The organism is Frateuria sp., assembly GCF_035943815.1.
Taxonomy (GTDB): Bacteria; Pseudomonadota; Gammaproteobacteria; order Xanthomonadales; family Rhodanobacteraceae; genus Frateuria_A.
The window spans coordinates 25,157-51,550 of record NZ_DASZBU010000017.1 but is presented as its reverse complement, the minus strand read 5'-3'; the positions used below and the strand labels follow the sequence as shown (position 1 = coordinate 51,550).

The window sequence follows — 26,394 nt, the reverse complement described above, 5'->3', positions numbered from 1 at the left end:
GCGGCAACGCGTTGTGGTTGCGTTCGTGGGCGTGTCGGCGCAGATGGGCGAGTGCTCAGTTGCGCAGCGGCTTGCCGGTCGTCATGGTGTGGGCGATGCGGGCCTGCGTCTTTTCGGTCTTGGCCAGCTCCACGAAATGCTTGCGCTCGAGCCCGAGCAGCCAGGCCTCGTCGACCAGCGAGCCGCGCTCGATACCGCCGCCGCAAAGGGTGTCGGCGATGCGGCTGGCGATCGCCACGTCGTGCTCCGAGGCGAAGTAGCCGGCCTGCAGGTTGACCAGCGAGGCCTTGAAGGTCGCCGTGCCGGTGTCGCCGGCGACAGGAATCGCGCGGGCGGGCAGGGGCGGGCGCCAGCCGCTCTCGGCAAGCGCCGAGGCGACCTGCTTGGCGACGTAGAGCAGCTCGTATGCATTGAATACCACCACGTCGCTCTCGCGCAGCAGGCCGAGCTGCTTCGCTTCCAGCGCGCTGCCGGACACCTTGGCCATCGCCACCGTCTCGAACACTTTCTTGAGCGATTCGAACGGATCGGCCGGGTTGGCGTTGGCGGCGCGCACGGCCAGTTCCTTCAGGCCGCCGCCGGCCGGCAACAGGCCCACGCCAGCCTCGACCAGGCCGATGTAGCTCTCCAGCGCGGCCACGGTGCGTGCCGAGTGCATCTGGAATTCGCAACCGCCGCCCAGGCACAGGCCGCGCACCGCGGCGACCACCGGCACGAGCGCGTGCTTGATGCGCATGCTGGTGCGCTGGAAGTTGGCGACCATCGCCTCGAAGGCGTCGAACCTGCCGTCCTTCAACAGGCCCAGCGCGCCCTTGAGGTCGGCGCCGGCCGAGAACGGCTCGCCGGTCTGCCAGATCACCATCGCCCTGAGCTTTTCCTCGGCGATGCCGACGGCGTGCCGGATGCCGTCAAGCACCTGGTCGTTGACCGTGTTCATCTTGGTCTTGAACGAAAGGATGCCCACGCCGTCGTCCCCCAGCGTCCACAGACGCACGCCATCGTTCTCCCACACGGTCGTGCCCTGGTCGAACTTCTCGCCCAGGATCGCGTCGGGGAAGAGCTGGCGCGCGTAGACCGCATGCGTGGAGCGCGGCTTGTCGGTGTTGGACGCGGCCGAGTACGAGCCGGCCTTGCCGTGCACGCCGTTGCGTCCGTCGGTGACCCAGGCGGGCAGCGGCGCGGCGCTCATCGCCTTGCCGGCCTGGATGTCCTGTGCGATCCAACCGGCGACCTGCTGCCAGCCGGCGGCCTGCCAGGTCTCGAACGGACCCAGCTTCCAGCCGTAGCCCCAGCGGATGGCGAAGTCGACGTCGCGCGCCGTGTCGGCGATGTCGGCCAGGTGGTAGGCGGCGTAGTGGAACAGGTCGCGGAACATCGCCCACAGGAACTGCGCCTGCGGGTCATTCGAGGCGCGCAGCTTGGCGAACTTATCGGCCGGGTCCTTGATGGCGAGGATCGCGGCCACTTCATCCGAAGCCTGCTGCGATGCAGGCTGGTAGTCGGGCTCTTGTGAGGAGTCCGGCCATGGATGGCCGGGGTTTCGCGCAGGACTGCGCAACACAAGAATGTCCTTGCCCACCTTCTTGTAGAAGCCGGCGCCGGTCTTCTGGCCGAGCGCGCCGGCGTCGATCAGGCCCTGCAGCACGCCGGGCGTCTTGAAGTACTTGTGCCAGGGATCGTCGGCCAACGTGTCGCCCATGGTCTTGATCACGTGCGCCATGGTGTCCAGGCCGACCACGTCAGCGGTGCGGTAGGTGGCGCTCTTGGGCCGGCCGATGGCGGGTCCCGTCAGCGCGTCTACCGTGTCGAAGCCGAGCTTGAACTGCTCGGTGTGGTGCATGGTGGCCAGCATCGAGAACACGCCGATGCGGTTGCCGATGAAATTCGGGGTGTCCTTGGCGATGACCACGCCCTTGCCCACCGTCGTGGCGAGGAAGGCTTCCAGGCCTTCGACCACACTTGCGTCGGTAAGCTTCGTCGGAATCAGCTCGACCAGGTGCATGTAACGCGGCGGATTGAAGAAATGCACGCCGCAGAACCGGTGGCGCATCTCTTCGGGCAGCGCCTCGGCCAGCGTGTTGATCGACAGGCCGGAGGTGTTGGAAGCGATCACCGCGGTCTTCGAGAGATGCGAGGCGATTTTCCGATAGAGATCCAGCTTCCAGTCCATCCGTTCGGCGATCGCCTCGATGACCAGGTCCACTTCCTTCAGGTGATCTAGGTCTTGGTCGTAGTTGGCAGGGATGATCGCCGCAGCCAGGTCCTTGTCCGCCAGCGGGGCGGGCGAGAGCTTCTTCAGGTTCTCGATGGCCTTGAGCGCGATGCCGCTCTTGGGCCCCTCCTTGGCGGGCAGGTCGAACAGCACGGTCTCGACGCCGGCATTGGTCAGGTGCGCGGCGATCTGCGCGCCCATGACGCCGGCGCCGAGAACCGCAGCCTTGCGGATGCGTAGGGCGGGGATGGCGGTCATTGCTCTCTCCAGGTGTACGGGAAGGTGGATAAGGGGCGAGGCGTCATTTGGCGAAAACTGGAATCCGGGCCGTTCCTGTGCCGGGAATGACGTGGAGCGGGAATCGGGATGCGGCGTCGCCAGGCGGGCTCATGGGTGGCTCAGCCCCGCTGCGGCGAAACGCACCAGGTGCGCGATGGTCTGCTCGCGGTGGCTCGACTCGCTCACGCCGCTCTTGCGCTGGATCATGCCGAAGCCGGACATGGCGTGGGTCAGTGCGCCGGTCACCAGGTCGATGCGCCAGTACAGCTCCTCGCGGCTGAGCTTGGGCAGCAAGCGGGCGAACTCGGCGGTGAACTGCCGCATCACGTGGCCGTAGTTCTCGGAGAGGAACTGGCGCAGCGTGTCGTCGTGCTCGGCGAAGGCGCGCGCCAGCACGCGCATGAAGAGCGAGCCGCTGCCGTCGCTGGAGAGCGCCAGGGCAGGGCGGATGAAGGCATCCAGCACGTCCTCCAGAGTGGTCTGCGGCTGGCCCGCGACTTCCGACAGCGCGGCCAGTCGGTGTGTGTTCAGCGTATCCAGGCGTCGGCGGAAGACCTCTTCGACCAGCTTGTCCTTGGAGCCGAAGTGGTAGTTCACGGCCGCCAGGTTGACCCCGGCGGCGGCGGTCAACTGGCGCAACGACGCCCCATCGAAGCCGCGCTGGGCGAACAGCAGCTCGGCGGCGGTAAGGATGCGTTCCTTGGTCGAGGCGGAACTGTTCACGCGTGGGCTCGCTCGTCGGCAGGGAATCAAACGATCGTTTGAGCATACGCGCGGGCGTTCCAGGCCGTCAAACGGGCGTTTGCATTCACGCCCAGCCCGCTTGCGATCAGGTTAGAATCTGTCAAACTTTCGTGAGCTAAATCCTCATTTCGTGTCGGATTTGGCTCTACATTGCTCGGCAAACGTGCCGATAGCCCACTCAGATACCAGTATTCCGGAGCAGACCGAACATGGCGCTGGAGCGCACCCTTTCCATCATCAAGCCCGATGCCGTTGCCAAGAACGTGATCGGCCAGATCTACGCCCGTTTCGAGCAGGCCGGCCTGAAGGTCATCGCAGCCAAGATGAAGCAGCTCTCGCGCAAGGAGGCAGAAGGCTTCTATGCGGTGCACAGAGAGCGCCCGTTCTTCAATGCGCTGGTCGAATTCATGATTTCCGGCCCGGTGATGATCCAGGTGCTGCAGGGCGAGGGCGCCATCGCGAAGAATCGCGAGCTGATGGGCGCGACCAACCCGAAGGACGCCGCGCCGGGCACGATCCGCGCCGATTTCGCTGATTCGATCGACGCCAACGCCGTCCACGGCTCTGACGCCGCCGAGACCGCCAAGGTCGAGATCGCCTACTTCTTCCCGGAAACGGACGTCCTTCCTCGTTGAGATAAGTTGTGAACCAGGTTGTAGCCACTTCTACCGACCCGAAAGCCGCAAGCGACAAGGTCAACCTGCTCGACTTCGATCGCCAGGGCCTGCGTGATTTCTTCGCGCAGCTCGGCGAGAAGCCGTATCGCGCCGAGCAGGTGATGAAGTGGATCTACCACCGCCTGGAAGACGACTTCGGCAAGATGACCGACGTGGGCAAGGCGCTGCGCGCCAAGCTCGAGGCCTCGTGCTACGTCGGTCCGCCCAAGACCTTGTTCGACAAGGCCGCCGCCGACGGCACGCACAAGTGGTTGCTCGGCATGGACGGCGGCAACGCCGTCGAGGCGGTCTACATCCCCGAGCCGACCCGCGGCACGCTGTGCGTGTCCTCGCAGGTCGGCTGTGGCTTGAACTGCCAGTTCTGTTCCACCGCCACGCAGGGTTTCAACCGCAACCTCGCCGCCTCCGAAGTGATCGGCCAGGTGTGGGTGGCCGCCAAGCATCTGGGCAACGTCACGCACCAGAACCGCCGCATCACCAACGTGGTGATGATGGGCATGGGCGAGCCGCTGCTGAACTTCGACAACGTGGTCGCGGCGATGAGCCTGATGCGCGACGACTTGGGCTTCGGCCTGGCGTCCAAGCGCGTGACGCTCTCCACCGCCGGCCTGGTGCCGATGATCGACAAGCTGTCCGAGGCCATCGACGTGTCGCTGGCGGTATCGCTGCACGCGGCCAACGACGAGTTGCGCACCGAGCTGGTGCCGCTCAACAAGCGCTACCCGATCGTCGAGCTGATGGGCGCCTGCCAGCGCTGGATCGAGCGCCGCCCGCGCACCTCGATCACCTTCGAGTACACCTTGATGAAGGGCGTGAACGACCAGCCCGAGCATGCGAAGCAGCTGATCAAGCTGATGCGCAAGCTGCCCACCGGCAGCGCGAAGGTGAATCTGATCCCGTTCAATCCCTTCCCGGGCACGCGCTTCGAGCGCTCGGACGCCGAGACCATCCGTGCGTTCCAGACCCAGCTTCTCAACGCCAACGTGCTGACCATGCTGCGCCGCACGCGTGGCGACGACATCGACGCAGCCTGCGGCCAATTGAAGGGGCAGGTGCTGGACCGTACCCGCCGCCAGGCCGAATTCCGCAAGCGGCTGGACCACGCACGACAGGAACAGGGAGTGGCGCATGCGCCTTGAACGTTGGGCGGGGGCCTTGTTGGCGTTGGCGCTGGCCGGGTGCGTGACCAATACCGACGGCGAGTTCGGCGGCAAGATGCCCCGTACCAGCAAGAGCCAGGAGGCCGAGGACGCCGCGCGCGTCCATACCGAATTGGGCCAGCAATACATGGCCAATGGCGACCTGCAGACCGCCATGGAAAAGCTCACCAAGGCTTTGCAGTTCGACAATGACTACGCGCCCGCGCACACCGTCATGGCCGTGCTGGACGAGCGCATCAACCGGCCCGGGGACGCCGAGCAACACTATCGCCGGGCGGTGCAACTGGAACCGGACAAGGGCGGCCCGAACAACAATCTCGGCGCCTTCCTCTGCCGCATCGGCAAGGGCGGCGAAGCCTTAGGTTTTTTCCAGAAGGCGCTGAAGGATCCGTTCTACAAGACGCCTGATGTGGCGCTGACCAACGAGGGCATCTGCCAGCTGCGCATGAACGACCGCGCCGGCGCCGAGCAGAGCCTGCGCAAGGCGCTGGAGGCCAATCCGCAGAACGGCGAGGCGCTGCTGCATGTCGCCAAGCTGCTTTATCTGAACAACGATGCTTTTCGCGCCCGTGCGTTCATCCAGCGCTTCGACGCGCTGGGCCAGCCCAGCGCGGTGGCGCTCAAGCTCGGTTATGACATTGAAACCCGTCTGGGCAACATGGATGCAGCCCAAACCTATCGCAGGCGACTGCAGGGCCAGTTCCCGGATTCGGAGCAGGCACACGCCATCGACACACCCGCTAGCCCATGACCTCCCAGCAGCCCAATCTCGGCCATCGCGCGATTGATCTGTTCGCCATTGCGGCGATCACGGATGGCCCGTCGAACTCCCTGTCTGCCAGCTTCGGCTCTCGTCTGCGCGCGGCACGCGAAGCGCGCGGCCTGGACATCGAGGCCTGCGCCCACGCTCTGAAGCTTCCTGCGCGCGTGCTGCGCCAGCTGGAAGCCGATCAGCGCGAAGGCATCGACTATGCCGTTTACCTGGCAAGCTACATTACCAAGTACGCCCGCTATCTTGGCCTGGACGAAGACGCCATCCAGGCCCAGCTGGCCGGCATCAAGCGCGTCGCGCCGACATTGGTGGCGACCGGCGGCATGTCGCATTCGCGCTACCTGCTGGAGCGTTACGCCACCGCTGCCACTTACGTGGTGCTTACTGCGGTGATCGTGGTGCCGATGGTGTGGCTGGGTGTGCGCGGCACGCTGGACCGGGACATGAGCCATCTTGCCCCGCTTGACGCCACCCCGGTGGCTCAGCAGGACGCCCCGGTCCGCACCGCCGGTACCACGGCTGCCGCGGTACCGTCCGCCACCCGGCCAGCGACCCCGCCCCAGACCGAGGAGCAGCCGCTGCTGGCATCGATGGCGCCGTTCCCCGGTCTGGAGAGCGGCAACCTGACGGCGACGCGCGCGCCGGCGGCAGCAAGCACGGCCGCATCCGCGGCGCCGGCATCCAACCCTGCGGACGGGCACAGCCTCACTCTCAGCCTGGCGCAGGCGAGCTGGGTCGAGGTGCTGGCCGCCGACGGTTCCCGTCTTGAGTACGGCCTGCTTCCGGCCGGCAGCAGCAAGACCTGGACGAACGCGCAACCGCTGGACGTGCGAATCGGCAACGCTACCGGCGCCCAGGTAACGGTCGACGGCAAGCCGCTGGCCCTGGATGCCTATCGTCGCGCCAACGTCGCGCATTTCCGCGTGCAGGACGGCAAGCCCGTACCCAGCGGCACCTGACCGCCCGGTCGGCTTGCCGCGCACAAGGCCGTCCGCCGGACGCGCGCAAGCGCGGATCCGAAGAAAACCCGTCTCTCAGGTCGAGTCGGGCGCCCGTGGCCGCGGTGCTTCGGTTATGCTTGTCCATTGACCGCCGTCGCGTGCGGTCGTGATGCTTCACCCTTAAACCCATCTGGCGAGCGCCGGTCCGGCCTGGGCCGACGCGCCGCGTGCTTCCGACGGATTACTGCATGGCATTCGACGCATACGACGATTACGAACAGGGCGAACGCGTACAGCAATGGCTGCGCCAGAACGGCCTGTCCATCGCCATCGGCATCGTCATCGGTCTGGTCGCGATCTTCGGCTGGCAGCAGTGGCGCAACCATCAGGCCACGCGCGAGCTGGAGGCTTCCAACCTCTACCAGCAACTGCAGACGGCCGCGGCCGCCGGCAAGGGCGCCCAGGTCGACCAGCTCACCGAGCGCCTGCAGAACGACTACGCGAAGTCGGCCTACGCGATCTTTGCCGCCAGCGACCGTGCGCAACGCCAGGTCGAGGCCAACCAACTGGACAAGGCCCTGGCATCCCTGCAGTGGGCGCGCGGCCATGCCGGCGACACCCCGCTCAAGCCGCTGATCGAACTGCGCATGGCCAAGGTGCAGCTGGCCGCCGGCAAGGCCAGCGATGCGCTGGCTACGCTCGACGCCGGCGCCGCCAAGGGCTACGAGGCGCTGCGCCAGGAACTACGCGGCGATGCGCTGGTCAAGCTTGGTCGCGCGGATGAAGCGCGCAGGGCCTACCAGGCGGCGTTGGCCGCGATGGGCGAAGACGCGCCACAGCGCGCTGCCTTGCAACTCAAACTCGACGATCTGGCCGTGGCCGGGAAGCAGGGCGCATGAAAGTGTTTGGCATGAACCGGGTTGGCATGAAGAAAGCCATGGCGGTGGCCTTGATCGGGCTGGTCGCACTGGCCGGCTGCCACAACGCCAAGAAGGAGAACGTCCAGCCGCCGACGCCGCTGGCGAAGGACTTCAAGCCCACCGTCCAGGTCACCCGGCTGTGGCGCGAGAGCATCGGCGACGGCGCCGGCGACACCGGCGTCCGCCTGCGTCCGACCGTGGTCGATGGCGTGCTCTATGCCGACAGCAACGATGGCAAGCTGGTCGCGCTGGATGCGGCCACCGGCAAGACGATCTGGTCCAAGAGCTCGCGCACCCACGGCTGGTTCGGCTGGGGCGACAAGAAGCGTAAGGACGCCTTTTACGCCGGCGGCCCGGCCGTCAGTGGTGAACTGCTAGCGGTCGGTACGCTGGACGGCCACGTCTACGGCATCAACGCGAAGGACGGCAGCCCGCGCTGGGAAACCATGCTCAAGTCCGAGGTGCTCGCCTCGCCGGTGATCGTGGGCGACCTGGTGGTGGTGCGCACCGGCGATGGCCGCGTCTATGGCCTCGATGCCGCCACGGGCGATCGGCGCTGGGTCTACGACCAGAGCGACGTGCCGCTGCTCAGCCTGCGCGGCAACGGCCCGCTGCTGGTGGCCAACGGCGTGGTCTTCTTCGGCAGCGACGGCGGCAAGCTGGTCGCGCTGCGCCTGGACAATGGCGAGAAGCTGTGGGAACAGAAGCTCGCCAGCGGCGAGGGCCGCACCGAGATCGAGCGTCTGGATGACTCCGACGGTACCGTCCTGCTCGATGGCCGGGTCCTCTACGGCGCGGCCTACCACGGCAATCTGGCAGCCATCGACGGCCCCAGCGGCCGGCCGATGTGGACGCATCCGTTCTCGACGTACACCTCGCTGGCGAGCAGCGGCAATGCGATCTACGGTGCCGACGACAGTTCGCAGGTGTGGGCGTTCGACAAGAGCGCCGGCGCCGAAATGTGGAAGAACGACAAGCTCAAGTACCGTTGGCTGACCGGGCCGGCCGTGCAGGGCAACTACCTGGTGGTCGGCGACATCGAGGGCTACGTGCACTGGCTGCAGACCGGCGACGGCGCGCTGGCCGCTCGCGAGCGCCTGTCAAAGCACGCCATCCGCGCCCAGCCGCTGGTGGTGGGCGATACCGTGTACGTCGAGGACGTGGAGGGCCGCATCGGCGCCTACCGCCTCGGCGGCGCGCACTGATCGCCCGCAAGGAACATGTTGAACCATGCTGCCCGTCGTCGCCCTGGTCGGTCGTCCCAACGTCGGTAAATCGACCCTCTTCAACGCGCTGACGCGCAGCCGTGACGCCCTGGTGGCCGACATGCCGGGCGTCACCCGCGACCGCCACTACGGCGTGTGCCATCTCGGTGCGCGCCCGTTCGTGGTGGTCGATACCGGCGGCCTGTCCGGCCTCGAAGAAGGCCTCGACGCATTGACTGCGCAACAGGTGCGCCTGGCTATCGATGAAGCGCAACTGCTGGTGTTCGTGGTCGATGCCCGCGACGGCCTGCTACCGCAGGATCAGGGCATCCTCGGCGAGCTTCGCCGCAGCGGCAAGCCGATCCTGCTGGCGGTCAACAAGACCGACGGGCTCGACGTAGAGCATGCGCTGGCCGAGTTCGCCCGGCTCGGGCTGGCCGCCACGCTGCCGCTTTCGGCCGCGCACAACCGTGGCACCGAGGACCTGGTGGCCGCGGCGTTGCCCTTGCTGCCGCCCGACGAGGACGAACCCCAGGCGCACGTCGCGGACGACAGCATCCGCGTCGCCATCGTCGGTCGCCCGAATGCCGGCAAGTCCACCCTGATCAACCGCCTGCTCGGCGAGAACCGCTTGATCGTATCGGACGTCGCCGGCACCACGCGCGACCCCATCCGCGTGCCGCTGGAGCGCGACGGCAAGCGCTATACGCTGATCGACACCGCCGGCGTGCGCCGCAAGGCGCGCGTGGAGGAGGGCGTGGAGAAGTTCAGCGTCATCAAGACGCTGCAATCGATGGCCGCGAGCCAGGTCGTGGTGTTGATGATCGACGCGCGCGAGAACCTCGCCGACCAGGACCTGAGCCTGATCGGCCACGCGCTGGACGAGGGGCGGGCGCTGGTCATCGCCGTCAACAAGTGGGACGGCATGGATGCCTACCAGCGCGAACAGTGCCAGCGCACGCTCGAGCGCAAGCTGGTGTTCGTCGACTGGGCCAAGACCGTGTTCATCTCGGCGCTGCATGGTTCGGGCCTGCGCGAGCTGATGCGCGCGGTGGTGCGCGCGCATGCCTCGGCCACCCACGAACTGGCTTCGGCGGACCTCACGCGCACGCTGGAGAAGGCCTACGAGGCCTACCAGCCGCCGCTGGTGCGCGGCCATGCACCCAAGCTGCGCTTTGCCCACCCGGGCGGCTCCAACCCGCCGACCATCGTCATCCACGGCAGCCGCACCAAGCACATCGCGCCGGCCTACCGACGTTACCTCGAGAACTTCTTCCGCAAGCGCTATCGCCTGGAAGGCACGCCGGTCCGCATCGACTTCCGCGATGGCGACAACCCCTTCGCCGGGCGCAAGAACGTTCTCACCGAGGGCCAGCAGCGCAAGCGCCAGCGCATGATCCGCGAGATGAAGCGGCGCAAGAAGTAGGGCGGGCACGCACGGCTGCTCGCGGTTGCTTCTCTGGCCTCCTTCCCGCCTCGGTGGACTTTCTTCCCCGATGGCGGGTTTCGCGTTCGCCGGATAGCCGCAGGCGCGTTTGGCCTGCGTTCCAGGCACGCGCCCGTATGGGCGACCTCCCGGGTTGGGGCTGCCCCGGCGGCTACGATTCCAGGTCCGCCGGCACCAGCGCATACACCGCGCCATCCCTGGCCTCCTCGCGCATCCACAAACGATGCCGTGCGATGCCTTCGAACCGCGCACCCGCCCGCTCGGCCGTGCGGCGGCTGGCGCGGTTGTCCGGCAAGGCAACGATCTCGATGCGGACCAGCCCGAGCGTGTCGAACCCGAAGCGCGCGGCCAGCCTCGTCGCGTGCGAGGCAATGCCCCGGCCCAGCCGCGACTGGCGCACCCAGTAGCCCATGTTGGCGCTGCGATGCACATGGTTGCGCTGGTTCAACCCCGCGCTGCCGAGCAGGGCGCCGGTGTCCTGCTCGAATACGCCGAAGGCGAACTGCTCCTGTGCCACCCAGCGCTCGCGGCAGTGCCGTATCCAGGCCTGCGCCTCGTCCAGGTCGTAGCCGGCGTGGCACCAGGGCAGCCAGCGCCCGATGCCCGCCAGCGACTCGCGCACGGCCTCGTGCAGGGCGGTCGCATCCTCCGTGCGCCAGGCGCGCAGGAGCAGCGCCTCTTCGGCGAGTTCCAGGTCGAGCGGGACGGGCATGGCGGTTCCGTTTGTGCGCATGGGACGGCGCCGGGATAATAAGTGTCTTTGCAGAGCAGGCAGGCATCCATGACCGCACGCATCCTGGACGGCAAGCGCATCGCGCAGGAACTGCTGGAGCGGGTAGGGCGCCGAGTGGCCGAACGCAGGGCGCAGGGCCTGCCGGAGCCGGGCCTGGCGGTGGTGCTGGTGGGCGACGATGCGGCTTCGTCCGTGTACGTGCGCAACAAGCGCAAGGCCTGCCACCAGGTCGGTTTCCGCTCGTTCGACTACGACCTGCCGGCGAGCACCACGCAGGAGGAGCTGTTCGCGCTGATCGACCGGCTCAATGCGGACCCGGCCGTGCACGGCATCCTGGTGCAGTCGCCGCTGCCGCCGCACATCGACGAGGACGCGCTGGTCGACCGCATCGATGCCGGCAAGGACGTCGACGGATTCCAGGCGGTGAATGTGGGCCGGCTGGCGCTGCGCCGGTTCGGCTTGCGCCCGTGCACACCCAAGGGCGTGATGACCCTGCTCGGGCACACCGATCGCCCGGTGCGTGGCCAGCATGCGGTGGTGGTGGGCGTGTCCAACCACGTCGGCCGCCCGCTGGCGCTGGAACTGCTGATCGCCGGCTGCACCACCACCTGCTGCCACCGCTTCACGCGCGGACTGGAGGGCTTCGTGAGGCAGGCCGACATCGTCATCGTCGCGGTCGGCAAGCCCGGCCTGGTGAGGGGCGAGTGGATCAAGCCGGGGGCGGTGGTGATCGACGTGGGTATCAACCGGCTCGATGACGGGCGGCTGGTCGGAGATGTCGAATTTGATCCGGCGGCCGAGCGCGCCAGCTGGATCACGCCGGTGCCCGGCGGGGTGGGGCCGATGACGGTGGCGACGCTGATCGAGAACACGCTGGAGGCGGCGGAGGCGCGTTAGGCTTTTTTTCGGGAAACGGAGATCCGATATCAAGCCCGGCTGTCTGCACCGAAGCGATCGACGAGGCGGGCGGCCTTCCGCGACATTGAGGCCGTGTCCCTGCGCCCTCGCTACCAATCCCCCATTCCCCGCCTCTCGCTCTTCTCGCGCTCCTTCGTCTCCTTGCGTATAATCCCATCTTTGCAGCGAGACCCACCCGCATGCGCATCCTCGCCGAGGCTCTGACCTACGACGACGTGTACCTCGTCCCGGCCCATTCGGCCGTCCTTCCCCGCGACGTCGACACCTCCACCCGGCTCACCCGCAACCTGCGCCTGAACATTCCGATCGTGTCCGCAGCGATGGACACGGTGACCGAGGCGCGGCTGGCCATCACCATGGCCCAGCAAGGAGGCATCGGCATCATCCACAAGAACATGACCGCCGAGCGCCAGGCTGCCGAAGTACGGCTGGTCAAGAAGTTCGAGGCCGGCGTGATCCGCAGCCCGATCAGCGTGGGCCCCAACACCTCGATCCGCGAAGTGCTGCAGCTGACCCGCGCGCACAACATCTCCGGCGTGCCGGTGGTCGATGGCGAGAAGCTGGTCGGCATCGTCACCAGCCGCGACCTGCGCTTCGAGCGCAAGCTGGAAGACCCGGTGCGCAACATCATGACGCGCCAGGACAAGCTGGTGACCGTGCGCGAAGGCGCCAGCCAGGACGAAGTGCTGCAGCTGCTGCACAAGTTCCGCATCGAGAAGGTGCTGGTGGTCAACGACGACTTCCAGCTGCGCGGCCTGATCACCGTCAAGGACATCCAGAAGGCGCGCGACAACCCGCATGCCGCCAAGGACTCGCACGAGCGCCTGCTGGTCGGCGCCGCGGTCGGCGTGGGCGGCGATACCGAGCAGCGCGTCGAGGCGCTGGTCGACGCCGGCGTGGACGTGCTGGTGGTCGATACCGCACATGGCCATTCGCAGGGCGTGATCGAGCGCGCCGGCTGGGTCAAGAAGCGCTACCCGCAGGTGCAGGTGATCGCCGGCAACATCGTCACCGGCGAGGCGGCGCGTGCGCTGCTCGACGCCGGCGTGGACGCGGTCAAGGTCGGTGTGGGTCCAGGTTCGATCTGCACCACCCGCGTGGTCGCCGGCGTCGGCGTGCCGCAGATCACCGCGATCGACCTGGTCGCCACGGCGCTGAAGGACGAGATCCCGCTGATCGCCGACGGCGGCATCCGCTATTCGGGCGACATCCCCAAGGCGCTGGCCGCCGGCGCGTCCGCCGTGATGCTGGGCTCGATGTTCGCCGGCACCGAGGAGTCGCCGGGCGAGGTCGAGCTGTTCCAGGGCCGCTCCTACAAGAGCTACCGCGGCATGGGCTCGCTGGGCGCGATGGCGCTTGGTTCCAAGGACCGCTATTTCCAGGACGAAGCCGACGCCGACAAGCTGGTGCCCGAAGGCATCGAAGGCCGCGTGCCGTACCGCGGTCCCCTGCGCAACATCATCCACCAGCTGATCGGCGGCCTGCGCGCCTCGATGGGCTACCTGGGCGCCGCCACGGTCGAGGACGTGCGCCACAAGGCGCAGTTCGTGAAGGTGACCTCGGCCGGCGTGACCGAGGCGCACCCGCACGACATCCAGATCACCAAGGAAGCGCCGAATTACCGGCTCAACTCCTGATCGTTTGCTTCAAAGCCCTCTCCCTCGGGCGCAGCCCGAGGGAGAGGGTTGGGGGAGGGGGAGGCCTTTCGCTCTGCTTCTGCTTTCCCTCTCCCCTGTCGCCCACTGAAAGCCTCCCCTCTCCCCAGCCCTCTCCCCCGGCTGCGCCGGGGGAGAGGGAGCCAATAAGGCCGAGCCGGCATGACCGACCTGCACAGCGACAAGATCCTCATCCTCGACTTCGGCGCGCAGTACACGCAGCTGATCGCCCGGCGCGTGCGCGAGCTCGGTGTCTACTGCGAGATCTGGGCGTGGGACCACGACCCCGCGCAGATCGCGGGCTTCGGCGCCAAGGGCATCATCCTGTCGGGCGGTCCCGAATCGACCACGCTGCCGGGCGCGCCCAAGGCGCCGCAGGAAGTGTTCGAGTCGGGCCTGCCGATCCTGGGCATCTGCTACGGCCTGCAGACCATGGCCGCGCAGCTGGGCGGCGCCACCGAAGCGGCCGACCAGCGCGAGTTCGGCCATGCGCACGTCGACGTCGGAAGCAACAGCCGCCTGTTCGCGGGCCTGACCGACCACGCCGATGCGCACCGCCTCGACGTCTGGATGAGCCACGGCGACCACGTCAGCAGGGCGCCGCCGGGCTTCACCGTCACCGGCACCACCGATCGCATCCCCGTCGCTGTGATGGAGAACGAGGACAAGCGCTGGTACGGCGTGCAGTTCCATCCGGAGGTCACGCATACCAAGCAGGGTAGCGCGCTGCTCGAGCGCTTCGTGGTGGACATCTGCGGCTGCGCCACGCTGTGGACCGCGGACAACATCATCGACGACCAGATCGCGCGCGTGCGCGAGAGGGTCGGCAGCGACCATGTGCTGCTGGGCCTTTCCGGCGGCGTCGATTCCTCGGTGGTCGCCGCGCTGCTGCACAAGGCGATCGGCGACCAGCTCACCTGCGTGTTCGTCGACACGGGTCTCCTGCGCTTCCAGGAAGGCGACCAGGTGATGGCCACCATGGCCGAGCACATGGGCGTCAAGGTGATCCGCGTCGATGCGGCCGAGCGCTACTTCAGGGCGCTCGAGGGCGCGGCCGATCCGGAGGCCAAGCGCAAGATCATCGGCCGCCTGTTCGTGGAGATCTTCGACGAGGAGTCGGCCAAGGTCACCGCTGCTGGCCACGGCCAGGTGAAGTGGCTGGCGCAGGGAACTATCTACCCTGACGTGATCGAGTCCGCCGGCAGCAAGACCGGCAAGGCCCACGTCATCAAGAGCCACCACAACGTCGGCGGCCTGCCCGAGGACATGAAGCTGGGCTTGGTCGAGCCGCTGCGCGAGCTGTTCAAGGACGAAGTGCGCCGCATCGGCGTGGCGCTGGGCCTGCCTCGCGAGATGGTCTACCGCCATCCCTTCCCGGGCCCGGGCCTGGGCGTGCGCATCCTGGGCGAGGTCAAGCGCGAGTACGCCGAACTGCTGGCCCGCGCCGATGCCATCTTCATCGACGAGTTGCGCAAGGCCGATCTCTACGACCAGACCAGCCAGGCCTTCGCCGTGTTCCTGCCGGTGAAGTCGGTGGGCGTGGTCGGCGACGCGCGCGCCTACGAATGGGTGATCGCGCTGCGCGCGGTCGAGACCATCGACTTCATGACCGCTCACTGGGCTCACCTGCCGTACGAATTCCTGGGCAAGGTGTCCAACCGCATCATCAACGAGTTGCGCGGCGTCTCCCGCGTGGTCTACGACATCAGCGGCAAGCCGCCTGCGACCATCGAGTGGGAGTGAGGCCGGGCGGTGTAGGGGGCTCGTAGGCATCTAGCCTTTGTGCCCTCTGCGCTTCGATGAGGAGGTCTGCGGAATGGTCGGAGCGAGCCCATGCTCCGTGGGCGGGGTGACTGAAAGGCCAATTTGGCCAATTTACCCATTTTGGGTACTATGGGCACGTGACTGATGCGGGAGATCCCATGTCCTTTGCCCTGAAACTCGATGCGATCGGTTCGCTGCACAAGACCCCGGCGTCGGACGTGAAGAAGCTCGGCTGGCGCGGCGTGATGCGCGATGTCCAGAAGAGCGGCCGTGTCGTGGTGACCCATCACGATGCGCCCGAAGCCGTCATCCTGTCGGCGAGCGAGTACGAAGCGATCGTCCAGGCGCTGGAAGAGGCCAAGGGCCGGGACCAGACGACGCTGGAAGCGCTGCGCAAGCGTTTCGACAAACGGCTGGAAGCGCTGAGGGAGCCGGCGGCGGAAGCCAGGCTGCTTGACGCCGCGAGGACGCCCGTGAAGCTGCGCGGCAAGGTCAAGGCAGGTAAGACGTATTGAGCGGGCGCCCCGTTCTCTACGTGTTGGCCGGCGTGAATGGCGCCGGCAAGAGTTCCATCGGCGGACAGCATCTGCTCGACGTGTCCGGGATGCCTTGGTTCAACCCGGATACCTTCGCGCGCGAGTACGCTCGGGCCACTGGATGTGGCCAGGTAGAGGCCAACGCGATCGCCTGGGACGAGGGCATGCGATACCTGGACGACGCTCTCGCGAACGGCGCCAGCCATGCCTTCGAGACCACCCTGGGCGGCCGGACCGTCCCGGCGAAGATCGCAGCGGCAACCGCCACGCATGACGTCGCCCTCTGGTACTGCGGCCTTGCTTCGCCGGAACTGCACATCGCCCGCGTCAAAGCCCGCGTGGCGGCGGGCGGACACGATATTCCCGAAGGCAAGATCCGCGAGCGCTACGAATCCTCCCTCGTGAACCTGATCGCCCTGCTGCCGCGCCTGTCGTCGCTGACGGTGTACGACAACAGCGCGCAGGCCCTGCCTGGTGAACCGATTCCGGACCCCGTGCTGGTGCTCGATCTGCACCAGGGGAGGATCCTTTTCCCGGACACGGCAGAGTCCTTCGCGGCAACGCCCGACTGGGCCAAGCCGCTGGTCGAAGCGGTCTTGAGCGGACGAGACTGAAACGGTCGCCCGCGGGCACAGCGATGCGCGGTCGACGCACCTGCAGCGCTCGGTGCCGCCAGGCCGGCATGGGCCGATCGGCGCCGCCGCGTCTGCATTGTTCCGCCATCGGCACGGACTGTTTCGAGGTGCAGTCTTTAGCCCCCATGTCCCCGCCACCATGGTGAGTGTCGTTCCGCGGTGCTCGCGGGCGAAGGAGGGCGACCATGAAGACCGTCCGACACGCCACGACAATCCGGACCACCGCTGGGTTGGCGACGGGTTTATGGTGCGTTCGCTGTTTCCTGCACGCTCGGCCAACGAGGACAACGATCCAGATGCCTGCCGGCGCTCGGGCTCACTGCTAAGCTGACCCGCTGATCGCCGACCCCACACGCGACAGGGAACGGCCTGACCTGCGGCCGTCCCGACAAAGGAGAGGCCGACATGGCCATCGAACGCATCATCGACAGGCGCACGCACGATCTCGGCGGCGGTTTCGTGGTCGGGCGGGTGCTGCCCTTCCGGGTGCGCCGCATGGTCGGCCCCTTCATCTTCTTCGATCACATGGGGCCGCTCTCGCTGGCGCCCGGCATCCCGCGCGAGCTGGACGTGCGGCCGCATCCGCACATCGGGCTGTCGACCGTGACCTACCTCTACTCCGGGCAGATCACCCACCGGGACAGCATGGGCTTCCATCAGGAAATCCGCCCAGGCGAGGTCAACTGGATGGTGGCCGGCAGCGGCGTCACGCATAGCGAGCGGCTCGAGTACGCCCGCAGCCACGGCGCGCTGATGCACGGTATCCAGGCCTGGGTCGCACTGCCGGAGGCGGACGAGGAGAGCAAGCCGGCCTTCCATCATCACGAAGGCGCGGACCTGCCGGAGTGGCGCGAGGACGGCGTGCACGGCCGGCTGATCGCGGGCGAGGCCGACGGCATGAAGGCCGCGGTGCGCACCCATTCGCCCTTGTTCTACCAGCACTGGGAGATGGACGCCGGCGCGCGCCGCAATGTCGCCGGCGCCTACGCCGAGCGCGCGGTCTATTGCGCGAGCGGCGAAGTCGACGTCGACGGCACCACGTTGCAAGCCGGGCAGATGGCGGTGCTGGCCGGGCGCGGGGCGATCGACGTCACCGCGCGCCAGCCGTCCACGGTGATGGCGCTGGGCGGCGAGCCGATCGGCGAGCGTTTCCTGCTGTGGAATTTCGTATCGTCCTCCAAAGAGCGGCTGGCACAGGCCGCCGAGGATTGGCGGCAGCAGCGCATGAAGCTGCCCGCCGGCGACGATGCCGAATTCATTCCCATGCCTGCCTAGGCCCGCCCGAGTGAAGCCTTTGCGCGCCGCGCAAGGGTTGCAGATCAACCCGCAGGAGAGCAGCCCGGATGAGCGATATCACGATCACCAAGCAGGACGGTCCTCGCCACGGCCGCTATGCCGCCCGGATCGCCGGCATCGATGCCGAGGCCGAGCTGACCTATACCCATCGCGGCCCAGGACTGATCAGCGCCGATCACACCGGCGCGCCCGAAAGCCTGCGCGGCACCGGGGTCGCCGCGGCGCTGGTCGATTATCTGGTTGCCGATGCGCGCAGCAACGGGTTCAGGATCATCCCGCTGTGCTCGTACGTCCGCACCCGCTACCAGAAGCATCCGCAATGGCAGGAGGTAATGACCCTGGCACCAGGCGAGGAGCCGCACGCCGGCTGACCGCGACCGGGCATTGCGCACAAACCTTCGCACCGCCCGGCGCAGGAGTCTTGCGGCGGGCTTGAGCTACGCCAGCACCATGAGGAGACCCAAGCCGATGGCTCGCAAGACACAGGCCAAGGTGGCCGACATCCAGGCCAGCCCGCTCGCCGTGACCATCGAGGTGTCGGGCCATCGACTGATCGGCGACGAACCCGCCTCGCAAGGCGGCGCAGACTTCGGCCCCTCGCCATACGACCTGCTGACGGCGGCGCTGGGCGCGTGTACCGCCATGACCGTGCGCTGGTACGCACTGAAAATGGGCTGGCCCCTCGAGCACGTCAGTGTTGAAGTCGAACACGACAAGCGGATGGAGGCCGGCAGCCCCGAGATGACCGACGCGTTCCGCAAGCGCGTGGCCATCACCGGCTCAGCCCTGTCCGCCGAGCAGAAGCAGAAGCTGTTCGAGGTCGCCGGGAAGTGCCCGGTGCACAAGACGCTGACCGGGGCCATCAGCATCGAGACGGTCGACGATACCGCCCCTTGAGCGTGGCCCGGGGAATCGTCCGGGGATCGGCGGGCGCTCCGTGCAAGCGGCTACAATGCCGGCCCGCCAGCCCTCGCACGTGTCCATGACCGACGCTCTTACGCCCCGTGCCCCCACGTTCTCGTCCGAGGACGAAGCCTGCATGCGCCGCGCCCTGCAGCTGGCGGCGCATGCGCGCGACGCGGAGAACGAGGTGCCGGTCGGCGCCGTGCTCGTGCACGAAGGGCAGATCGTCGGGCTGGGCTGGAACCGCAACATCACGCTGCACGATCCCACGGCGCATGCCGAAATCATGGCCCTGCGCGCGGCGGGCGAGAAGCTCGCCAACCACCGCATCGTCGGCGCCACCCTGTACGTGACGCTGGAGCCTTGTGCGATGTGCGCGATGGCGCTGGTGCATGCGCGCATCGGCCGCGTCGTGTACGCGGCGACCGATCCGAAGACCGGTGCGGCCGGCAGCGTGTTCGACACGCTGATCTCCGAGCGGCACAACCACCGCGTGCTGGTACAGGGTGGCCTGCTGGCCGGCGAATCGGGCGAGATGCTGCGCGAGTTCTTCCGCTCGCGCCGCTGACTCTGCGCGAGGCAGTTCCGGCTATCTGTCCAGCGCCGCCCTGATCCGTGCCGCCAATGCCTGACCGGTGAACGGTTTCGGAAGGAGGTCCATGCCCGCGTCAAGCCGGCCATCGCGAAGAATGGCGTTGCGCGCATAGCCGGATGTAAACAACACCCTCAGGCCGGGTCGGTAGCGCCCGGCTTCCTCGGCCAGCTGGCGACCGTCCACGCCCCCGGGAAGGACCACGTCGGTGAAGAGCAGGTCGATCTCCGGCTCGCGCCGGAGCAGCGCCATGCCCACCTCGGCATTGGGCGCAGCCAGTACGCGATAGCCCAGCTCGCGCAGCACGCTGGCCGAGTAGGCCAGCAGATCGTCGTGGTCTTCCACCAGCAGGACGGTCTCGCTTCCGCGCGGTGCCAGGTTCTCCATTTGCGGGGCCACGGTGTCGACCGAGCGGCTATCCAGACAACGCGGCAGATAGAGCTTGACCGTGGTGCCGTGACCCAACTCGCTGTAGATGCGCACGTGGCCGCCGGACTGGCGGGCGAATCCATACACCTGGCTCAGGCCCAGGCCTGTGCCCTTTCCTACGTCCTTGGTCGTGAAGAACGGTTCGAAAGCCTTCTGCAGGGCGGTCCTGTCCATGCCGTGTCCGGTGTCGCTGACTGCGATGAGCACGTAGTGGCCCGCCGGCAGTGGCTCGGGGACCGAGGCGACGTAGTCCTCGTCAAGGCAGGCGTTGCTCGTTTCGATGGTCAGGCACCCGCCTTCGGGCATGGCATCGCGAGCATTGACGGCCAGGTTCACCAGCGCGTTTTCCAGCTCCCCCGCATCGGCCAGCGCGGTCCACAGACCGGCCCCGGCGATGGTTTCCAGCGCGATGGTCGCCCCCAGCGTGCGCTGCAGAAGATCCGCCAGCCCGGTGACCAGGCGGCTGGCGTCCATGGGCCGGGGCTGCAGCGGCTGACGGCGTGCGAAGGCGAGCAGACGCGCGGTGAGGGTGGCGGCTCGCTGGGCGCCCTGGCGCGCCATCGCGACGGCGCGCCCGATCCTGGCCAGCGGTTCTCTGCCGGGATTCGCCAGTTGCCGCTCGATCGTCTCCAGGCCGCCGAGGATCACGGTCAGCAGGTTGTTGAAGTCGTGCGCGACGCCGCCAGTGAGCTGGCCGATCGCCTCCATTTTCTGTGCCTGACGAAGACGGTTCTCCGCCTCCTGCCGTTGCGCGAGTTCCTCGGCGACGCGGGTTTCGAGTGTGGCGGCCAGCTCGCGCAGTTCGGCCGTGGCCCCGTCGGCACGCCGGCGCGCGTCCAGCAACTCCTGCTCGTAGCGGCGCCGGTCGCGCGCCCGCATCACGGTGATGCGGATGGCCAACGTCCGGCCGCCCGTATCGTGTCGCTCCCGCGCGTTCACGAGGACCGGCATGACCGTGCCGTCACCGCGTCGAAGGTCCAGCGCGACCTCGTCAAAGGCGCCCTGCATGCGCAGCAGGGGAGCGAAATGGGTTTCGTAGTAGATCTTGCCGGCGATTGGCAGCAGCTCGGAGAAGCGGCGTCCGACCAGTTGCCCGGGTTCCATGCCGAGCCAGTCGGTCAGGGTACGGTTGACCCGGTCGATGCGTCCGTCCGGGTCGGCGGTCAGGTAGCCGCAGGGCGCATGCTCGAAGAGATCATGCGGTTCATCGTCGCCAACGCGGGCCGTCGGCCGGGTGGTGTCGGCATCAGAGGAAGGCATTGATTGCGGCCACGGTCTCGGCGGGCGCGCTGAGGTTGGGGCAATGGCCCGTAGCCTGCATCAGGACCAGCTGGCTGTCGGGCAGCCTGGCATGCACGTAGCGGCCCACGCTTTCCGGAGCGATCACGTCATCCGCGCATTGCAGCACCAGCGCGCGCGCCGGCAGGCCGTCGAGGTCATTCCGGTTGTCCGATAGAAAGGTGGTCCGGGCGAAATGGCGGGCGATGTCCGGATCGGTGCGGCAAAAGCTGTTGGTCAGCTCTTCGGCGAGCTCGGGGCGCTCGCCGTTGCCCACGATCACCGGCGCCATGGTCTGCGACCAGCCCATGTGGTTGTTGTCCAGGAAGTCGAGCAGTTCCTCGACCTGTTCGGCCGAGAAGCCACCTATGTAGCCGGTCTCCGGCTCGTCGACGTAGCGGGGCGAAGGGCCGACCAGCACCATGTCGCCGAACAGCTCCGGTGCCTGTCGTGCGGCCAGTACTCCGATCATGGCGCTGACCGAGTGGCCCACGAACACCCCGTCGCGCACGTCCAGCGCACGGCACAGAGCCACCACATCCTGAGCGTAGCCCTCCAGCGAGCCGTGCCGCTCGCGGTCGAACGCCGAGAGGTCCGAGTGGCCCGCGCCGATGTGGTCGAACAGGACCACGCGGAAGCGGTCCTCGAACGCAGGCGCCACCCAGCGCCACATGTTCTGGTCGCAACCGAAGCCGTGGGCAAAGACCATCGTGCGGGCCCCCTGGCCGCTGACGCGTACGTGGTGTCGATCCAGGATGTCTCGCATGATCTCTTCTTGTGCAGGCAGAACATTTCATGCTAACGCGAGGACCCGTTAACGCCCCGTGTCGGGGGCGGCCCGTCAGCCGAGCAGGAAGGCCAGCGCTTCGGCGCAGGGCGCCTCCACCTTGAGATCCAGCAACGGATCGGCGCGCGTGCGCCCCAGGTTCACCGCCGCCAGCGGCTTGCCGGCGCGCGCCGCGGCGTGCGCGAAGCGGTAGCCGGAGAACACCATCAGCGAGGAGCCGACCACCAGCATGGCGTCGGCCTCCTGCAGCGCCTGCATTGCATCGGTCACGCGTTCGCGCGGCACGTTCTCGCCGAAGAACACCACGTCCGGCTTGAGCACGCCAGCGCAATCGGGGCAGGGCGGAATCACGAAGTCGTCGAAGTGCGCCGCTTCCAGGTCGGCGTCGCCGTCGGGAGCCTCGACCGCGTCGAGCACTGCCCAGGCCGGGTTGAGGCGTTGCAGTTCGTGCTGGAACGCGTCGCGTGGAAAACGCCGCTCGCAATCCATGCAGCGCACCTGGTCCAGCCGGCCATGCAGATCGACCACCTGGCGGCTGCCCGCGCGCTGGTGCAGCCGGTCCACGTTCTGGGTGACCAGCAACCCGACGTGTCCCTGCGCCTCCAGCTGCCGCAAGGCGAGATGGGTGCCGTTGGGTATGGCGCGGCCGAAGTGGCGCCAGCCGACCAGGCTGCGCGCCCAGTAGCGCTTGCGTACGCGCTCCTCGCCCATGAAGGCCTGGAACATCACCGGCGGCGTGCGCTTCCAGGCGCCGTCGCCGTCGCGATAGTCGGGAATGCCCGAGTCGGTGCTGCAACCTGCGCCGGTGAGCACGAACAGGCGGCGGTGGCTGTGGATGAAGCGGGCGAGTGGCGCGGCATTCATGGAGCCAAGTATGGCGGCAGCCACCGCGTATTGCGCGCCTCGTCCGCCCCCCCCTGCGCGCACCGTGATCACCATGGTTTACGCCTGTCTCATCTTTCCGTGACAGCACCTTCAACGCACGCACACGAAGATGGCCGCGCTGCCGCAAGCCGCGGCCCCGGGTGAGCCGATGAACCAGTCCGACCGGACCTTGAACACGATCAACGATAGGGATCCGTTCGCCATGCGGTACTGGTCCAAGCAGTTGCGCGTATCCGAGCGCGACCTGCGCGAGGCGATCGCGGCGGTCGGCACCAGCACGCAGGCCGTGCGCCAGTACACCAGCCGGCCACAGGCAAGCCACGCAGGCAAGCCGCGCGGCGCCAGCCGCCGCCACGACGATTGATGGCCCGGCGCAAAGGGACAGCGGACGTGCCTGCAGGCCTCGGCACCGGCGGCAAGCAAAAGAGCCAGCACCATGCGGCGCTGTCGGCTGCCACGTCGAGTTCGGACCAGGGAACGCCCATGCCGACACCCGCGGCGCCCCGTATCCTCGGCCTGCCTGGCGGGCTCGCTGCGATCGGAGGCGCGCGCACGCCCTGGCTTCAGCATGCGGCCGAGCTGGGCTTCAGCCACGTACTGGCGCCCGCTTCGTTGCTGGACGACGGCCCCGGCGCCGTGGGAACGATGGCGGGCCTGTGCCACGACCACGGCCTGGGCCTGTTGCTCGACGTGGACATCGCCCGCATGCTGCCTGCCGGGCTCGACGTACGCACAGAGCATCCCGGCTGGTTCCATGCGCTGCCGGACACCCGCGCCATGCCCGACCCGCGCCAACCAGCGCCGGAGGCTGGCGTGCGGTGGCGTTTCCACGACGAGACGGTGGCGCCCGAAGCGCTGGCCTGGTGGTGCGAGCGCTTGCGTGATGCGCTGCTCTCGGGACTGTCAGGACTGCGGCTTCTTTCGCTGGACGCCGCACCGGCGCTCTGGTGGGAGCACCTGCTCGATGGCCTGCGCGGCAAGGCACCGAAAGCGCTGTTTCTGGGCTGGACGCAAGGCCTGTCCCCCGAGGAACTGGCGCGGCTCACCGGCGTCGGTTTCGACTACGGGTTCTGTTCGGCCGAGTGGTGGGACTTCCGCGCCGGCTGGCTGGCGCGCGAGCTGCGCCGCGTAGCCGAGGTGGCACCACCGCTGGCCTGTGCCGCTGAGCCGTTCGGCGATCCGGGCGCCGACCGCGCGTTTGGCGAGCGCGAACAGGCGGAGCGGCATCGGCGCCGTGCCGCCTGGTTCGCCGCCAGCTGCGCCGGCGGCTGGCTGATGCCTGCGGGCTTTGCCGGCGACGCGACGCAGGCCTTTGACCTGTCCGGCGAGGTCCGTGCCATCAACGCCTGGTTGTCCGGCCTGGGCGAGCAGGCGCGCACCGCCGCCGCCATCCACGTCGACGACGACTGGGTCGGCGTGTTGCGCGGGCAGGGCGAGCGCGCGTGGCTGGCGCTGTTCAATGCGCGACTGGATCGCGACACCACGGTCGACCTGAGCGCCGTCGCCGCCGGCGCGGCCTGCGCCTATGCCGAATGGACCCTGCCCGACGGCGCCGCGCAATCCACTCCGCTCACGCTCGCACCCGGCGAGGCGCGCCTCCTCGAAGGCACCCGCACCCAGCCGGTTGCCGTGCGCGCCACCGCCACCGCGCAGAAGCAGGCGCTGGCCGACGCCACGCAGTCGCCGCGCATCGCCATCGAGGCGGTGACGCCCTCGGTGGACGAGGGCCGCTTCGCGGTCAAGCGCGTGGTAGGCGACACGGTCACCGTGGAAGCGGACGTGTTCATGGATGGTCACGACAAGCTCGCCGTGGCGCTGCGCTGGCGTGCGCTGGACGAAAGACACTGGCACGAGCAGCGCATGCAGCCGCTGGGCAACGACCGCTACCGCGGCCGGTTCGCGCCCACGCGCGTGGGCCGCTACGAATACACCGTGCAGGGCTGGCGCGATGCCTATGCGAGCTACCGTCACGAGATCGTCGCCAAGCACGATGCCGGCGTGCCGATCGCGCTGGAGATGCGCGAAGGCCAGCATCTGGTCGAGCAGACCGCGGCGGGCACGTCGGCGGCCAGGCGCAAGCCCCTGCGTGCCCTGGCCAGCGCGCTGGCCAAGGCCGAGGACGACGAAGTCCGTTATCGCCTGCTGATCGCCGACGACACCGCCAAGGCGATGGCCGAGGGCGACCTGCGCGCGTTCGCGGTGGAGCATCCGCTGCTGCGGCTCGAAGTCGATCGCCGTGCGGCGCAATTCGCCAGCTGGTACGAGCTGTTTCCGCGCTCGATCACCGACAGCCCCGCACGCCACGGCAGCTTTCGCGATGTCGTCGGCCGGCTCCCGGGCATCCAGGCCATGGGCTTCGACGTGCTGTATTTCCCGCCGATCCACCCGATCGGCCGCGCCTTCCGCAAGGGCCGCAACAACACGCTGACGCCGGACGAGCACGATCCGGGCAGCCCCTACGCCATCGGTTCGGCCGAAGGTGGCCATACCGCGATCCATCCCGAGCTCGGCACCATCGAAGACTTCCGCGCCTTGCGCGACGCCGCGCAGGAACACGGACTGGAACTGGCGCTCGACTTTGCGATCCAGTGCTCGCCCGACCACCCGTGGCTCGCCGAGCACCCGGAGTGGTTCGACTGGCGCCCCGACGGCAGCTTGCGCTACGCGGAGAACCCACCGAAGAAATACCAGGACATCGTCAACGTCGACTTCTACGAGGAAGGCGCGATCCCGTCGCTTTGGCAGGCGCTGTGCAAGGTGGTGCTGTACTGGGCGGGCGAGGGCGTGCGCATCTTCCGCGTGGACAACCCGCACACCAAGCCGTTCCCGTTCTGGGAATGGATGATCGCCCGCGTGCGTGGGCAGTATCCGGACGCGCTGTTCCTGTCCGAGGCGTTCACCCACCCCAAGCCGATGTACCGGCTGGCCAAGCTCGGCTTCAGCCAGTCCTACACCTACTTCACCTGGCGGCACACCAAGCAGGAGTTCATCGACTACCTGACCGAACTCACGCGGGGCCCGCCCAAGGATTTCTTCCGGCCCAACTTCTTCGTCAACACGCCCGACATCAACCCCTATTTCCTGCAGCAGTCCGGCCGCAGCGGCTTCCTGATCCGCGCGGCGCTGGCGACCACGCTGTCGGGGCTGTGGGGCATGTATTCGGGTTTCGAGCTCTGCGAGGCGGTGCCGATCCCGGGCAAGGAGGAATACCTCGACTCGGAGAAGTACGAGATCAAGCCGCGCGACTGGGATGCGCCCGGCAACATCATCGCCGAGATCAGCCAGTTGAACGCGATCCGCCGCGAGCAACCGGCGTTGCAGAGTCATTTGGGCGTGCGCTTCCTGCGTGCCGACAACGACCAGGTGTTGTTCTTCGAGAAATCCCTGTCCGGGAGCGACGCAACCGGCAGGCGCGACCGCGTGCTGGTGGTGATCAGCCTGGACCCTCACCACGCACAGGCCGCCGACCTGCACCTGCCCTTGGCCGACTGGGGCGTGGCCGAGCATGCGCCGCTCATCGTCGAGGACCTGCTGCATGGCACCACGCTGACCTGGCACGGCGGCCGCCAGCACGTGTGGCTGGGGCAGGGCAGGCCGTACGCGATCTGGCGAGTGGAGGCCTGAGG

General features: G+C 67.9%; 24 protein-coding genes. 18 read left to right on the top strand and 6 right to left on the bottom strand.

Annotation, left to right across the window (positions count from 1 at the left end; all coding sequences use genetic code 11):
- Positions 1-55: 55 nt before the first annotated feature.
- On the bottom strand, positions 56-2,470 hold the full coding sequence (locus VGU65_RS13100) for a 3-hydroxyacyl-CoA dehydrogenase/enoyl-CoA hydratase family protein (protein ID WP_327476413.1): 2,415 nt from the start codon (positions 2,468-2,470) through the stop codon (positions 56-58).
- Between the two features lie 129 nt (positions 2,471-2,599).
- On the bottom strand, positions 2,600-3,214 hold the full coding sequence (locus VGU65_RS13095; protein WP_327476412.1) for a TetR/AcrR family transcriptional regulator: 615 nt from the start codon (positions 3,212-3,214) through the stop codon (positions 2,600-2,602).
- Positions 3,215-3,444: 230 nt separating this feature from the next.
- Here VGU65_RS13095 and ndk point away from each other — a divergent pair, with 230 nt between their 5' ends.
- The 7 genes from ndk to der all read left to right on the top strand — a co-directional run bounded on the left by ndk (position 3,445) and on the right by der (position 10,336).
- On the top strand, positions 3,445-3,870 hold the full coding sequence (gene ndk / locus VGU65_RS13090; RefSeq protein WP_327476411.1) for a nucleoside-diphosphate kinase: 426 nt from the start codon (positions 3,445-3,447) through the stop codon (positions 3,868-3,870).
- An 8-nt stretch (positions 3,871-3,878) separates the two neighbouring features.
- Positions 3,879-5,051: a dual-specificity RNA methyltransferase RlmN gene (gene rlmN / locus VGU65_RS13085; RefSeq protein WP_327476410.1), complete on the top strand. Its 1,173-nt coding sequence runs from the start codon at positions 3,879-3,881 to the stop codon at positions 5,049-5,051.
- A complete protein-coding gene (gene pilW, locus VGU65_RS13080) occupies positions 5,041-5,823 on the top strand; it encodes a type IV pilus biogenesis/stability protein PilW (RefSeq protein ID WP_327476409.1) in 783 nt (260 codons plus the stop codon). The genes rlmN and pilW overlap by 11 nt, the downstream gene beginning before the upstream one ends.
- Entirely contained in the window at positions 5,820-6,803 is a 984-nt protein-coding gene (locus VGU65_RS13075) for a helix-turn-helix domain-containing protein (RefSeq protein ID WP_327476408.1), read from the top strand. Before pilW ends, VGU65_RS13075 begins: the two co-directional genes overlap by 4 nt.
- 230 nt (positions 6,804-7,033) lie before the next feature.
- Positions 7,034-7,684 carry a YfgM family protein gene (locus VGU65_RS13070; RefSeq protein WP_327476407.1) on the top strand — a complete coding sequence of 217 codons (651 nt, stop codon included), beginning with the start codon at positions 7,034-7,036 and terminating at the stop codon, positions 7,682-7,684.
- Entirely contained in the window at positions 7,681-8,910 is a 1,230-nt protein-coding gene (gene bamB / locus VGU65_RS13065; RefSeq protein ID WP_327476406.1) for an outer membrane protein assembly factor BamB, read from the top strand. The genes VGU65_RS13070 and bamB overlap by 4 nt, the downstream gene beginning before the upstream one ends.
- 25 nt (positions 8,911-8,935) lie before the next feature.
- Positions 8,936-10,336, top strand: a complete 1,401-nt coding sequence (gene der / locus VGU65_RS13060; RefSeq protein ID WP_327476404.1) for a ribosome biogenesis GTPase Der — start codon at positions 8,936-8,938, stop codon at positions 10,334-10,336.
- A 172-nt stretch (positions 10,337-10,508) separates the two neighbouring features.
- Here der and VGU65_RS13055 read toward each other — a convergent pair whose 3' ends face one another.
- The gene (locus VGU65_RS13055) at positions 10,509-11,069 is read right to left on the bottom strand and encodes a GNAT family N-acetyltransferase (RefSeq protein WP_327476403.1); all 561 of its coding nucleotides are present in this window, start codon (positions 11,067-11,069) and stop codon (positions 10,509-10,511) included.
- Between the two features lie 69 nt (positions 11,070-11,138).
- On the opposite strand from VGU65_RS13055, the gene folD reads away from it, so the two are divergent.
- The 9 genes from folD (at position 11,139) to tadA (ending at position 19,365) form a co-directional block, all read left to right on the top strand.
- Entirely contained in the window at positions 11,139-11,987 is an 849-nt protein-coding gene (gene folD, locus VGU65_RS13050; protein WP_327476401.1) for a bifunctional methylenetetrahydrofolate dehydrogenase/methenyltetrahydrofolate cyclohydrolase FolD, read from the top strand.
- Positions 11,988-12,187: 200 nt separating this feature from the next.
- Positions 12,188-13,645, top strand: a complete 1,458-nt coding sequence (guaB, locus tag VGU65_RS13045) for an IMP dehydrogenase (protein WP_327476400.1) — start codon at positions 12,188-12,190, stop codon at positions 13,643-13,645.
- 180 nt (positions 13,646-13,825) lie between these two features.
- Positions 13,826-15,406: a glutamine-hydrolyzing GMP synthase gene (gene guaA, locus VGU65_RS13040; RefSeq protein WP_327476399.1), complete on the top strand. Its 1,581-nt coding sequence runs from the start codon at positions 13,826-13,828 to the stop codon at positions 15,404-15,406.
- Positions 15,407-15,585: 179 nt separating this feature from the next.
- Positions 15,586-15,942, top strand: a complete 357-nt coding sequence (locus VGU65_RS13035) for a type II toxin-antitoxin system prevent-host-death family antitoxin (RefSeq protein WP_327476398.1) — start codon at positions 15,586-15,588, stop codon at positions 15,940-15,942.
- Positions 15,939-16,577 carry an ATPase gene (locus VGU65_RS13030; protein ID WP_327476397.1) on the top strand — a complete coding sequence of 213 codons (639 nt, stop codon included), beginning with the start codon at positions 15,939-15,941 and terminating at the stop codon, positions 16,575-16,577. The genes VGU65_RS13035 and VGU65_RS13030 overlap by 4 nt, the downstream gene beginning before the upstream one ends.
- A gap of 426 nt (positions 16,578-17,003) precedes the next feature.
- Positions 17,004-17,873, top strand: a complete 870-nt coding sequence (locus VGU65_RS13025) for a pirin family protein (protein ID WP_327476395.1) — start codon at positions 17,004-17,006, stop codon at positions 17,871-17,873.
- 68 nt (positions 17,874-17,941) lie between these two features.
- Positions 17,942-18,265, top strand: coding sequence for a GNAT family N-acetyltransferase (locus VGU65_RS13020; protein ID WP_327476393.1), 324 nt, complete (start codon positions 17,942-17,944; stop codon positions 18,263-18,265).
- Between the two features lie 97 nt (positions 18,266-18,362).
- Entirely contained in the window at positions 18,363-18,791 is a 429-nt protein-coding gene (locus VGU65_RS13015; protein WP_327476391.1) for an OsmC family protein, read from the top strand.
- A gap of 85 nt (positions 18,792-18,876) precedes the next feature.
- Positions 18,877-19,365, top strand: a complete 489-nt coding sequence (tadA, locus tag VGU65_RS13010) for a tRNA adenosine(34) deaminase TadA (protein WP_327476390.1) — start codon at positions 18,877-18,879, stop codon at positions 19,363-19,365.
- Between the two features lie 21 nt (positions 19,366-19,386).
- On the opposite strand, the gene VGU65_RS13005 is transcribed toward tadA, so the two are convergent.
- From VGU65_RS13005 to VGU65_RS12995, 3 genes are all read right to left on the bottom strand, one after another.
- Complete coding sequence (locus VGU65_RS13005; protein WP_327476388.1) at positions 19,387-21,078, bottom strand: PAS domain-containing hybrid sensor histidine kinase/response regulator; 1,692 nt, start codon at positions 21,076-21,078, stop codon at positions 19,387-19,389.
- On the bottom strand, positions 21,065-21,862 hold the full coding sequence (locus tag VGU65_RS13000) for an alpha/beta fold hydrolase (RefSeq protein WP_327476386.1): 798 nt from the start codon (positions 21,860-21,862) through the stop codon (positions 21,065-21,067). Before VGU65_RS13000 ends, VGU65_RS13005 begins: the two co-directional genes overlap by 14 nt.
- Positions 21,863-21,937: 75 nt before the next feature.
- Positions 21,938-22,747, bottom strand: coding sequence for an NAD-dependent protein deacetylase (locus VGU65_RS12995; protein WP_327476384.1), 810 nt, complete (start codon positions 22,745-22,747; stop codon positions 21,938-21,940).
- 169 nt (positions 22,748-22,916) lie between these two features.
- On the opposite strand from VGU65_RS12995, the gene VGU65_RS12990 reads away from it, so the two are divergent.
- Positions 22,917-23,132: a DUF3606 domain-containing protein gene (locus tag VGU65_RS12990; protein ID WP_327476382.1), complete on the top strand. Its 216-nt coding sequence runs from the start codon at positions 22,917-22,919 to the stop codon at positions 23,130-23,132.
- 26 nt (positions 23,133-23,158) lie between these two features.
- Positions 23,159-26,392, top strand: a complete 3,234-nt coding sequence (locus tag VGU65_RS12985) for a maltotransferase domain-containing protein (RefSeq protein ID WP_327476379.1) — start codon at positions 23,159-23,161, stop codon at positions 26,390-26,392.
- Positions 26,393-26,394: the final 2 nt, after the last annotated feature.

What these genes read in the sequence shown, in the direction of transcription:
- VGU65_RS13100 (WP_327476413.1), bottom strand. Translation starts at nt 2,470, where the DNA reads ATGACCGCCATCCCCGCCCTACGCATCCGCAAGGCTGCGGTTCTCGGC.
- ndk (WP_327476411.1), top strand. Translation starts at nt 3,445, where the DNA reads ATGGCGCTGGAGCGCACCCTTTCCATCATCAAGCCCGATGCCGTTGCC.
- pilW (WP_327476409.1), top strand. Translation starts at nt 5,041, where the DNA reads ATGCGCCTTGAACGTTGGGCGGGGGCCTTGTTGGCGTTGGCGCTGGCC.
- VGU65_RS13075 (WP_327476408.1), top strand. Translation starts at nt 5,820, where the DNA reads ATGACCTCCCAGCAGCCCAATCTCGGCCATCGCGCGATTGATCTGTTC.
- VGU65_RS13070 (WP_327476407.1), top strand. Translation starts at nt 7,034, where the DNA reads ATGGCATTCGACGCATACGACGATTACGAACAGGGCGAACGCGTACAG.
- bamB (WP_327476406.1), top strand. Translation starts at nt 7,681, where the DNA reads ATGAAAGTGTTTGGCATGAACCGGGTTGGCATGAAGAAAGCCATGGCG.
- der (WP_327476404.1), top strand. Translation starts at nt 8,936, where the DNA reads ATGCTGCCCGTCGTCGCCCTGGTCGGTCGTCCCAACGTCGGTAAATCG.
- VGU65_RS13055 (WP_327476403.1), bottom strand. Translation starts at nt 11,069, where the DNA reads ATGCCCGTCCCGCTCGACCTGGAACTCGCCGAAGAGGCGCTGCTCCTG.
- folD (WP_327476401.1), top strand. Translation starts at nt 11,139, where the DNA reads ATGACCGCACGCATCCTGGACGGCAAGCGCATCGCGCAGGAACTGCTG.
- guaB (WP_327476400.1), top strand. Translation starts at nt 12,188, where the DNA reads ATGCGCATCCTCGCCGAGGCTCTGACCTACGACGACGTGTACCTCGTC.
- guaA (WP_327476399.1), top strand. Translation starts at nt 13,826, where the DNA reads ATGACCGACCTGCACAGCGACAAGATCCTCATCCTCGACTTCGGCGCG.
- VGU65_RS13035 (WP_327476398.1), top strand. Translation starts at nt 15,586, where the DNA reads ATGTCCTTTGCCCTGAAACTCGATGCGATCGGTTCGCTGCACAAGACC.
- VGU65_RS13025 (WP_327476395.1), top strand. Translation starts at nt 17,004, where the DNA reads ATGGCCATCGAACGCATCATCGACAGGCGCACGCACGATCTCGGCGGC.
- VGU65_RS13020 (WP_327476393.1), top strand. Translation starts at nt 17,942, where the DNA reads ATGAGCGATATCACGATCACCAAGCAGGACGGTCCTCGCCACGGCCGC.
- VGU65_RS13015 (WP_327476391.1), top strand. Translation starts at nt 18,363, where the DNA reads ATGGCTCGCAAGACACAGGCCAAGGTGGCCGACATCCAGGCCAGCCCG.
- tadA (WP_327476390.1), top strand. Translation starts at nt 18,877, where the DNA reads ATGACCGACGCTCTTACGCCCCGTGCCCCCACGTTCTCGTCCGAGGAC.
- VGU65_RS13005 (WP_327476388.1), bottom strand. Translation starts at nt 21,078, where the DNA reads ATGCCTTCCTCTGATGCCGACACCACCCGGCCGACGGCCCGCGTTGGC.
- VGU65_RS13000 (WP_327476386.1), bottom strand. Translation starts at nt 21,862, where the DNA reads ATGCGAGACATCCTGGATCGACACCACGTACGCGTCAGCGGCCAGGGG.
- VGU65_RS12995 (WP_327476384.1), bottom strand. Translation starts at nt 22,747, where the DNA reads ATGAATGCCGCGCCACTCGCCCGCTTCATCCACAGCCACCGCCGCCTG.
- VGU65_RS12990 (WP_327476382.1), top strand. Translation starts at nt 22,917, where the DNA reads ATGAACCAGTCCGACCGGACCTTGAACACGATCAACGATAGGGATCCG.